We start from the raw sequence: 9,614 nt of genomic DNA, 5'->3' as shown, positions 1-9,614 counted from the left end.
ACCGCCCCCCCCCACCCACCCCCCCCCCCCCCCCCCCCCCCCCCCCCCCCCCCCCCCCCCCCCCCCCCCCCCCCCCCCCCCCCCCCCCCCCCCCCCCCCCCCCCCCCCCCCCCCCCCCCCCCCCCCCCCCCCCCCCCCCCCCCCCCTCCCCCCCCTCCCCCCCCCCCCCCCCCCCCCCCCCCCCCCCCCCCCCCCCCAGGCCGGCCTCGCGGTCGAGCAGCGCGGTGACGGCCGCCAGCTCGTCCGCGAGCTTCGCGGCGTCGACGGACGTGGAGTCCGTCAGCGCGTCGAGACGCTCGCGTGCGGCTGCCAGGGCGTCGCGGCTCGCTCCGTTCATCGCGTGGCCTCGGCCTTCTCCTCGAGCTCGTCGAGGAAGCGGTCGATCACACGGCTCTGGCGGGCGTGGTCCTCGAGGGACTCGCCGACGAGCTTGCCGGCCAGTTCGGTGGCGAGCTTGCCGACGTCCTGGCGCAGCGCGGACGCGGCGGCCTTGCGGTCGGCCTCGATCTGGGCGTGGCCGGCGGTGACGATCTCCTCGCGCTGCCGCTGGCCCTCGGCCCGCATCTCGGCGATGAGCGTGGCACCCTGCTCCTGCGCCTCCTGGCGCAGGCGCGCGGCCTCGTGCCGGGCCTCGGCGAGCTGGGCCTTGTACTGCTCAAGGACGCTCTGGGCCTCGACCTTCATGGCGTCGGCCTCTTCGATGCCGCCTTCGATCGCCGCGCGACGCTCCTCCAGAACCTTGTTGATGTTCGGAAGCAGCTTCTTCCAGAAGAAGAAGAACACGATGGCGAAGGCGATGGTGCCGACGAGCAGCTCGGGACCAGCCGGGACGAGCGGGTTCTGCTCCTCCTCGGCCGCCAGCTGTACCAGGTTGGCGATCACATCAGTGCCTTTCGTCGATTCGTGCCAGGTAAGGGGTGATTACTTACCGAACACGAACGGCATAACGATGCCGATGAGGGCGAGCGCCTCACAGAACGCGAAGCCCAGGATCTGGTTGGCGCGGATCAGACCGGCGGCCTCGGGCTGGCGGGCCAGGGCCTGAGTACCGTTACCGAAGATGATGCCGACGCCGATGCCGGGGCCGATGGCCGCGAGGCCGTAGCCGATGGAACCGAGGGAACCGGAGACGCCGGCGGCGAGGTCGATGGCAGCGGACATGCCGTTTCTTCCTTCTCTTTTACGGACCGGTGGGGGTTGGCCACCGGACGACTGGGGGTTGGGGCGGGTGGTTCGGCTCAGTGGTGCTCGGCGAGAGCGCCCTGAATGTAGGAGCAGGCCAGCAGTACGAAGACGTACGCCTGGACGGCCTGCACGAAAAGCTCGAAGCAGATCATGGCCATGGTCATCACGAAGGAGACACCGGCGGCCGGGATCATCCAGCTGTTCAGCAGGTACCAGGAGGCGACGGTGAACATCACCAGCATCAGGTGACCGGCGAACATGTTGGCGAAGAGTCGCACCGCGTGCGTGAACGGGCGGACGATCAGGTTCGAGAGGAACTCGATGACCATGACCAGCGGAAGGACCGCGCCCAGCGACTTGTCGTAGCCCGTGACGTTCTTGAAGAAGCCGACGAAGCCGTGGCGCTTGAAGGTCAGCCCGACCCAGAGGATCCACACGAGCGCGGCCAGGACGACCGGGAAGGCGAAGACCGACGAGACCGGGAACTGGGCCAGCGGGATCACGGACCAGATGTTCATGATCCAGATGAAGAAGAAGAGGGAGACCATGAGCGGCACCCACTTCTCGCCCTCGCGCTTGCCGAGGGTCTCGTACACGATGCCGCGGCGGACGAAGTCGTAGCCGGCCTCGCCGATCATCTGGAGCTTGCCCGGGACGACCCTGGCCTTGCCGAAGGCGACCGAGAAGAACAGAACGACGAGCAGCGAGGTGACGAGCGCGAGCAGCATCACCTTGTTGAACTCGAAGCCCCCCACCGTGGCGAGCGGCTTGAACAGGAAGGAGTGCAGGCCCGGAGCCGGGAAGCCACACCCGTTGTCGGACATGATCCGACAACTCCAGTCGAAGGCGAGCTGGGTCTGGTCAGCACTCACCGCGGGCTCCTTCGGCGTGACGCATGGGTTCGGCAACCTCGTTGTGTCGGCGCGGCACACGGCCGCGGATCGGCACCGGACTGGTGTTACGGATGTGGGGGCGGCTGGGGGGCATCGAGCCTCGCGATCGAACAGGCGTCAGCTCAGATGCCCGCGCCCGCGATGCCGCAGTTGGCACCGGACGATAGCAGGAGATCTCACAAGCCTTTATCCCGCCCCTACTCCTCACGACTTCGGCCCTGTCTTCTCGGGCTTCTCACTCTTCGCGGAGTCCGGGTCGATGTAGAAGATCTTGGCCTTCATGTGCGCGCGTGCCTGCGCGGCCATCCACACGACGGTCGCGACGACGAGCGACACGGCGAACGTCTTCGCGTTGAAGAGGGAGGTGTCCTTGAAAACAGCGACGAAGATCAGGAGGAGCAGCAGCTGGGCGACGTAGAGCAGCAGCCCCATCGCCTGGAACAGCTGCGGGAGCGTTTTTGCCGTCCACTGGAGCACGTAGAGGCCGATTCCCATGAACAGGATGGCCAGCACCGTGCCGACGACCGCGCCGAGCGCGCCCTTGCCCCCCGCGACCGCGGCGCTCACGGCGACGGCGATCACGCCGGCAGCCGCTGTGGGCACAGCGATCTGCGCAAGGTTCCGGACGTCATTGGACGGCATGGCGGCAACTCCGCTTTCACAGGGGGGCAGGTGTCGTCATGGACGAGCGTAGTCCCGGGCTGAGTGATCGAGACCTCACACCAATGGACCGTCGCACTCGGGTCCTTCGGCTCTATCCGGGGTTCTCGTGAACCGTATCACAAACTATTTGATGAGGTCTTTACCTGGTGGGTGTGCTTGCTGTCACACATGAGAGTGACAGTGCGCGTCTGTGCAAAAACCGCGCCCACTTGTCTGGTATTAGGGGCCTTTGTTCCCCCACGAGTTGGCAATGCTCTAGTCAGATTCTTACCTTGGCCGTCAACGGCGATCGAGGAATCGTGACCTGGCGCCGATCGCGGTCGCCCCGTTGACGCCCGAGACACCCGCCGTGACCGGGGACCGGTCCCCGCTGTCCGGAGCCTCCGGTTCCGTGGCGGTGGCGCTCTCCGTCGCCGCGGCGGCCTCCAAAGCCCGGCGCCGCCTCCGGTACCGCGGCGGCACGAACCGCTGGGCCCACACCGGCACGCGCGGGGTGAAGCGCGGGAGCAGCAGCAGGACCAGACCGACCGCGCTCAGGAAGACCACGCCCAGCACGATCCACATCGACGCCGAGTTGACCGAGTACGCCAGCGCCCCGAAGCCGATCAGCGCCGACCAGAAGTACATGATCAGCACCGCCCGGCTGTGCGAGTGGCCGATCTCCAGCAGCCGGTGGTGCAGATGGCCGCGGTCGGCGGCGAACGGGGACTGACCGCGCCAGGTGCGGCGGACGATCGCCAGCACCAGGTCGGCGGCCGGTACGGCGATGATCGTCAGCGGGAGCAGCAGCGGGATGTAGACCGGGACCGTCTGGTGGACCGCCGCCTTCTCCGAACCCGTGAACAGCGCCAGCGCGTCCGGGTCGACCTGGCCGGTGATCGAGATCGCGCCGGCCGACAGCACCAGGCCGATGAGCATCGAACCCGAGTCGCCCATGAAGATCCGCGCGGGGTGCATGTTGTGCGGCAGGAAGCCCAGGCACATGCCCATCAGGATCGCGGCGAACAGCGTGCCGGGGGCGGCGGCCTCGATGCCGTACGAGTACCAGATCCGGTAGGCGTACAGGAAGAACGCGGCCGCCGCGATGCACACCATGCCGGCCGCGAGGCCGTCCAGACCGTCCACGAAGTTCACCGCGTTGATCGTGATGACCACCAGGGCGACCGTCAGCAGCGTGCCCTGCCACTGGGTCAGCGCGACATTGCCGACGCCCGGGATGGGCAGCCACAGGATCGTCAGACCCTGCATGACCATCACGCCCGCGGCGATCATCTGACCGCCCAGCTTGATCAGCGCGTCGATCTCGAACTTGTCGTCCAGGACGCCGATCAGCCAGATCAGGGCCGCCCCGGAGAGCAGCGCCCGCGGCTCGTTCGACTTCGCGAAGACCTCGTTGAGGTTGGTCAGGTGGTCCGCGACCAGCAGGCCCGCGCACAGCCCGAAGAACATCGCGATACCGCCGAGGCGCGGAGTGGGTTCCCGGTGCACGTCCCGTGCCCGGATCTCCGGCATCGCCCCGGCCACGATCGCGAACTTCCGTACCGGCCCCGTCAGGAGGTACGTCACCGCAGCCGTGATGCAGAGCGTCAGGAGGTATTCACGCACGGGCTTCCCCACAGGTCTCGCTGGCCATCACAGCCCCACACCCTAGCGACGGACGCATATGGATGAGGACTTCCGGGTAGCGACGATGGTTGCACGGGTGGCTGTGCACCCTGGTCGCCTACCCCGGTTCAGCCGGGATACGGCGGAAACTGGCCGGTGAGCGCGCGCACCTCCTCCCGCGCCGGGGCCGGCGCCGTCTCGCCGCGCAGCACGGCCGCCAGCAGCGCCGCGATCCGCACCATCTCCGGCTCGCCCATGCCCTGGGTGGTCACCGCGGCCGTGCCCAGGCGCAGGCCGCGGCCGTCGCCGTGCGGCAGCGCGCAGCAGTCCAGCACCAGGCCGGCCGCCAGCAGCCGGCCGCGCGCGGTGCGGCCGTCCACGCCGAGCGGGGACGGGTCCGCGGTGATCAGGTGGGTGTCGGTGCCGCCGGTGGTCACGACCAGCCCCTCCGCGGCCAGATGACCGGCCAGCACGCGCGCGTTGGCGACCACCTGATGGGCGTACACGGTGAACGCCGGTGTCGCCGCCTCGCCGAACGCGACGGCCTTGGCGGCGATGGTGTGCATCTGCGCGCCGCCCTGGGTGAAGGGGAAGACGGCCCGGTCCACGCGCTCGGCCAGCTCGGCACCGCACAGGATCATCCCGCCGCGCGGGCCGCGCAGCACCTTGTGGGTGGTCGCGCACACGATGTCCGCGTACGGCACCGGGTTCGGCGCCGCTCCCCCGGCGACCAGCCCGATCGGATGCGCCGCGTCCGCGATCAAATAGGCCCCGACCTCGTCGGCGACCTCACGGAAGAAGGCGTAGTCGATGTGGCGGGGGTAGGCGATGGAGCCGCAGACGATGGCCTTGGGCCGGTGGTTGCGGGCCAGGTGGCGCACCTGGTCGTGGTCGATCAGCCCGGTCTCGGCGTCGACGCCGTAGCCGACGAAGTCGAACCAGCGGCCGGAGAAGTTCGCCGGTGAGCCGTGGGTGAGGTGGCCGCCGTGGGGCAGGCCGAGCGCGAGCACGGTGTCACCGGGACGCAGCAGGGCCGCGTAGGCGGCCAGGACGGCCGAGGAGCCGGAGTGGGACTGGACGTTCGCATGCTCGGCGCCGAAGAGGGCCCTGGCCCGGTCGATGGCGGCGCGTTCGGCGACGTCGACGATCTCGCAGCCGCCGTGGTGCCGGGCACCGGGGTAGCCCTCGGCGTACTTGTTGGCGAGCGCGGACCCGAGGGCGGCGAGCACGGCCGGCGAGCAGAAGTTCTCGGCGGCGATCAGCTGGAGCGTGGTCGACTGCCTCTCCAGCTCGGTCAGGAGGATCTCGGCCATCGCCGGGTCCTGCCGGCGCAGGACGTCGGTCTGTGGGGGATGGGTGACCGACATGGCGGGCTCCCGGGGCGGTCGACGGTGACGTATCCCCAATGTAGGCCGGGGATGTGCGGGACGCCCGGTATTGCGGCCACGCGCCCTACGTCCGTGCCGGAACCCCGGTCAGCGCCGTCACCACCGGGTCCAGGGCGTCCCGTATCTCGTCACCGATCGACCGGAAGAAGGTGAGCGGGGCGCCGTACGGGTCGTACACCTCGTCCGCCTCGGCGGTCGGGGCGAGCAGCCAGCCGCGCAGCGCCGCCGCCGCCCGCACCAGCGCCCGGGCCCGCATGACCACGCCGTCCTCCAGGGGCGGCAGGGTGGCCGGATCTATCGCCCGGACCAGCCGGGTGAACTCCTTCAGGGTGAAGGTGCGCAGGCCCGCCGAATGGCCCATGGAGATGACCTGGGCGCGGTGGTCGCGGGTGGCGGTCAGCACCAGGTCGGCCCTGATCACGTGGTCGTCCAGCAGCTCGCGGCCGACGAAGCCGGAGGCGTCCGCCCCGAACTCGCCCAGCACGGTCTCCGCGTGGGACTCCATGGGCGCGCCCTCGTGACCCCAGGTGCCGGCGCTCTCCACGATCAGCCCGCCGCCGAGTACGCCGAGCCGCTCCGCGACGAAGTGGCGGGTCAGCCGCTCGGTGATCGGCGAGCGGCACACGTTGCCGGTGCTGACGTGGAGGATGCGGAAGGTGTCGCGGGGGAACCCGAACGTCGTCGTCTCCTCCGCGCTGTAGCCCCCGCCGCCTATGCCACGCCCCGCTTCAGGGGCCGTCAATTCGCCACCTCAAGGTCGGGTACGACCTTGCGCAGCTCCTCCGCGGACAGCGCGCCCGCGCGGAGCAGCACCGGCACCTCGCGGGAGACGTCCACGATGGACGACGGCACGTTGCCCGGGGTGGGGCCGCCGTCGAGGTAGACGGAGACGGAGTCGCCGAGCATCTCCTGCGCGGCGTCGCAGTCCTCCGGCGCCGGGTGGCCGGTGAGGTTGGCGGAGGACACGGCCATCGGGCCGACCTCGGTGAGCAGTTCGATGGCGACCGGGTGCAGCGGCATGCGGACGGCGACCGTGCCGCGGGTGTCGCCGAGGTCCCACTGGAGGGACGGCTGGTGCTTGGCGACGAGCGTCAGGGCGCCCGGCCAGAACGCGTCGACCAGCTCCCAGGCCAGCTCGGAGAAGTCCGTGACGAGGCCGTGCAGGGTGTTCGGGGAGCCGATGAGGACAGGGGTGGGCATGTTGCGGCCCCGGCCCTTGGCGGCGAGCAGGTCGGCGACGGCCTCCGAGGAGAACGCGTCGGCGCCGATGCCGTACACCGTGTCGGTCGGCAGCACCACCAGCTCGCCCCGGCGGACGGCGGACGCGGCCTCGCGCAGACCCGTCACGCGGTCGGTCGCGTCGTTGGTGTCGTATCGCCGTGCCATGTCTAGCTGGCCTCCTCGTACACGTACTGCGGGGTTGAAGACTGCGGGGTGCTCACGGCAGCGCCTTGCGGGCGGTGGCGAACCGCGGGCGGTTGTTGAGGTCGGGGTGGTCGGCCGCGTCGGCCCAGCCCCGCTCCTCGGTGAAGATCCACGGCACCTGGCCGCCCTGGGTGTCGGCGTGCTCGATCACGACGACCCCGCCCGGGCGCAGCAGCCGGTGCGCGGTGCGTTCGATGCCCCGGATCAGGTCGAGGCCGTCCTCGCCGGAGAACAGCGCCATCTCCGGGTCGTAGTCGCGGGCCTCCGGGGCGACGTACTCCCACTCGGTGAGCGGGATGTACGGCGGGTTGGAGATGACCAGGTCGACATGGCCGTCGAGGTCCGGGAAGGCGGTCAGCGCGTCGCCCTGGCGCAGGTCGACGCGGGAGCCGGCCACGTTCTTCCGGGTCCACACCAGGGCGTCCTCGGACAGCTCCACGGCGTGCACGCGCGAGCGCGGGACCTCCTGGGCGAGGGCGAGCGCGATGGCGCCGGAGCCGGTGCACAGGTCGACGATGCAGGGCTCGACCACGTCCATGGCACGCACGGCGTCTATGGCCCAGCCGACCACCGACTCGGTCTCCGGCCGGGGCACGAACACCCCCGGCCCTACCTGGAGCTCCAGGTACCGGAAGTAGGCCCGCCCGGTGATGTGCTGGAGCGGCTCGCGCTGCTCGCGCCGGGCGATGACCTCCCAGTACCGGGCGTCGAAGTCGGCGTCCTTCACGGAGTGCAGTTCGCCGCGCTTCACGCCGTGCACGAACGCGGCCAGCTCCTCCGCGTCGTTGCGCGGCGAGGGCACGCCGGCGTCGGCCAGCCGCTGGGTGGCCTGGGCCACCTCCGCGAGCAGCAGGTTCACGCGAGTCCTCCGTGTCGTACTCGTACTCGTGCTCGTGCGTGCGTACGGCTCTTACGCGGCGGCGAGCTTCGCCGCCGAGTCGGCGTCGACACAGGCCTGGATCACCGCGTCGAGGTCGCCGTCCAGGACCTGGTCCAGGTTGTACGCCTTGAAGCCGACGCGGTGGTCCGAGATGCGGTTCTCCGGGAAGTTGTAGGTGCGGATCTTCTCGGAGCGGTCGACGGTGCGGACCTGGCTGCGGCGGGCGTCGGCGGCCTCCCTCTCCGCCTCCTCCTGCGCCATGGCGAGCAGCCTGGAGCGCAGGATACGCATCGCCTGCTCCTTGTTCTGCAACTGGCTCTTCTCGTTCTGGCAGGAGGCGACGACTCCGGTCGGGATGTGCGTGATGCGCACGGCGGAGTCGGTGGTGTTGACGGACTGGCCGCCCGGGCCGGAGGACCGGTACACGTCGATGCGGAGATCGTTGGGGTTGATCTCCACGTCCACCTCCTCGGCCTCCGGGGTCACGAGGACACCGGCGGCGGAGGTGTGGATACGGCCCTGGGACTCGGTGGCCGGGACGCGCTGCACGCGGTGCACCCCGCCCTCGTACTTCATCCGGGCCCACACGCCCTGGCCGGGCTCGATCTGCCCACGGGCCTTCACCGCGACCTGGACGTCCTTGTAGCCGCCCAGCTCGGACTCGGTGGCGTCGATGATCTCGGTCTTCCAGCCGACGCGCTCGGCGTAGCGCAGGTACATGCGCAGCAGGTCACCGGCGAACAGCGCCGACTCGTCACCGCCGGCGCCCGCCTTGATCTCCAGGATGACGTCCTTGTCGTCACTCGGGTCACGCGGGACGAGCAGCAGGCGCAGCTTCTCGGTCAGCTCCTCGCGCTGCTTCTCCAGCTCCTTGACCTCGGCGACGAAGTCGGGGTCGTCGGCGGCGAACTCGCGCGCGGTCTCGATGTCGTCGCCGTTCTGCTTCCAGGAGCGGTACGTGGCGACGATCGGGGTCAGCTCGGCGTAGCGCTTGTTCAGCTTGCGCGCGTTCGCCTGGTCGGCGTGGACCGACGGGTCGGCGAGCTTCTTCTCCAGGTCGGCGTGCTCGGCGACGAGTTCCTCGACGGCCTCGAACATCTTGGGCTCCTGTACTGCGGTGAGGGGAAGGGCGGCGACCAAAAACGCCGGTCCCGGGCACACCCCCGCGAGGGCGTGACCGTGGACCGGCGAAATGGGGCTCGCTACTTCTTGGAGCCGGCGGCAGCCTTGCCGAAGCGGGCCTCGAAGCGGGCCACACGGCCACCGGTGTCGAGGATCTTCTGCTTGCCCGTGTAGAACGGGTGGCACTCGGAGCAGACCTCGGCCCGGATGGTGCCGGACGCGATGGTGCTGCGGGTGGTGAACGACGCGCCGCAGGTGCAGCTGACCTGCGTCTCGACGTACTCGGGGTGGATGTCGCGCTTCAAGGTGTCTCCTAGGTTCGGGAGGGCGCCGGGTCGCTGCCGCGGGATGCGGAGGCGTGAACCGGAGCCGACGTACCAGTCTGCCAGGACTGGGGCCATCCCCCAAAACCGGGGGTGCGGTTGTTCTATTCCGGCGCGCGGCCCCCCGCGT

General features: G+C 70.2%; 11 protein-coding genes and 1 pseudogene. All 12 read right to left on the bottom strand.

Features of this window, described 5'->3' with window-relative positions; genetic code table 11:
• Window positions 1-196: 196 nt before the first annotated feature.
• Window positions 197-337: pseudogene (locus ACZ4WH_RS19200) on the bottom strand (F0F1 ATP synthase subunit delta); the annotation flags it as partial.
• Window positions 334-882, bottom strand: a complete 549-nt coding sequence (locus ACZ4WH_RS19195; protein WP_468181848.1) for a F0F1 ATP synthase subunit B — start codon at window positions 880-882, stop codon at window positions 334-336. The gene ACZ4WH_RS19195 and the pseudogene ACZ4WH_RS19200, both read right to left, overlap by 4 nt.
• A 39-nt stretch (window positions 883-921) precedes the next feature.
• On the bottom strand, window positions 922-1,161 hold the full coding sequence (gene atpE, locus ACZ4WH_RS19190) for an ATP synthase F0 subunit C (RefSeq protein WP_030656107.1): 240 nt from the start codon (window positions 1,159-1,161) through the stop codon (window positions 922-924).
• Between the two features lie 77 nt (window positions 1,162-1,238).
• Entirely contained in the window at window positions 1,239-2,009 is a 771-nt protein-coding gene (gene atpB, locus ACZ4WH_RS19185; protein ID WP_468181858.1) for a F0F1 ATP synthase subunit A, read from the bottom strand.
• Between the two features lie 273 nt (window positions 2,010-2,282).
• Window positions 2,283-2,720 (bottom strand): hypothetical protein, encoded by a 438-nt coding sequence (locus ACZ4WH_RS19180; protein ID WP_468181846.1) that lies wholly within the window; start codon window positions 2,718-2,720, stop codon window positions 2,283-2,285.
• A 300-nt stretch (window positions 2,721-3,020) separates the two neighbouring features.
• Complete coding sequence (locus ACZ4WH_RS19175; protein WP_468181844.1) at window positions 3,021-4,346, bottom strand: MraY family glycosyltransferase; 1,326 nt, start codon at window positions 4,344-4,346, stop codon at window positions 3,021-3,023.
• Between the two features lie 128 nt (window positions 4,347-4,474).
• A complete protein-coding gene (locus ACZ4WH_RS19170; RefSeq protein WP_468181842.1) occupies window positions 4,475-5,713 on the bottom strand; it encodes a serine hydroxymethyltransferase in 1,239 nt (412 codons plus the stop codon).
• A gap of 85 nt (window positions 5,714-5,798) precedes the next feature.
• Entirely contained in the window at window positions 5,799-6,476 is a 678-nt protein-coding gene (locus tag ACZ4WH_RS19165; RefSeq protein WP_468181840.1) for an arsenate reductase/protein-tyrosine-phosphatase family protein, read from the bottom strand.
• Window positions 6,473-7,120 (bottom strand): L-threonylcarbamoyladenylate synthase, encoded by a 648-nt coding sequence (locus tag ACZ4WH_RS19160; protein WP_014675003.1) that lies wholly within the window; start codon window positions 7,118-7,120, stop codon window positions 6,473-6,475. Before ACZ4WH_RS19160 ends, ACZ4WH_RS19165 begins: the two co-directional genes overlap by 4 nt.
• 52 nt (window positions 7,121-7,172) lie before the next feature.
• Window positions 7,173-8,018 (bottom strand): peptide chain release factor N(5)-glutamine methyltransferase, encoded by an 846-nt coding sequence (prmC, locus tag ACZ4WH_RS19155; protein WP_468181838.1) that lies wholly within the window; start codon window positions 8,016-8,018, stop codon window positions 7,173-7,175.
• Between the two features lie 51 nt (window positions 8,019-8,069).
• Window positions 8,070-9,137, bottom strand: coding sequence for a peptide chain release factor 1 (gene prfA, locus ACZ4WH_RS19150; RefSeq protein WP_468181835.1), 1,068 nt, complete (start codon window positions 9,135-9,137; stop codon window positions 8,070-8,072).
• A 104-nt stretch (window positions 9,138-9,241) separates the two neighbouring features.
• Complete coding sequence (rpmE, locus tag ACZ4WH_RS19145; protein WP_030944953.1) at window positions 9,242-9,466, bottom strand: 50S ribosomal protein L31; 225 nt, start codon at window positions 9,464-9,466, stop codon at window positions 9,242-9,244.
• Between the last annotated feature and the right edge of the window lie 148 nt (window positions 9,467-9,614).

Source organism: Streptomyces sp. NPDC029138, assembly GCF_055564375.1.
The sequence above is the reverse complement of the archived record's forward strand: the minus strand, read 5'-3'. Positions and strand labels throughout refer to the sequence as shown.

Bases quoted from the DNA above. Each gene is read 5' to 3' on its own strand.
- ACZ4WH_RS19160 (WP_014675003.1), bottom strand. From the start codon at position 7,120: ATGGCACGGCGATACGACACCAACGACGCGACCGACCGCGTGACGGGT.
- ACZ4WH_RS19170 (WP_468181842.1), bottom strand. From the start codon at position 5,713: ATGTCGGTCACCCATCCCCCACAGACCGACGTCCTGCGCCGGCAGGAC.
- prfA (WP_468181835.1), bottom strand. From the start codon at position 9,137: ATGTTCGAGGCCGTCGAGGAACTCGTCGCCGAGCACGCCGACCTGGAG.
- atpE (WP_030656107.1), bottom strand. From the start codon at position 1,161: ATGTCCGCTGCCATCGACCTCGCCGCCGGCGTCTCCGGTTCCCTCGGT.
- ACZ4WH_RS19180 (WP_468181846.1), bottom strand. From the start codon at position 2,720: ATGCCGTCCAATGACGTCCGGAACCTTGCGCAGATCGCTGTGCCCACA.
- atpB (WP_468181858.1), bottom strand. From the start codon at position 2,009: ATGTCCGACAACGGGTGTGGCTTCCCGGCTCCGGGCCTGCACTCCTTC.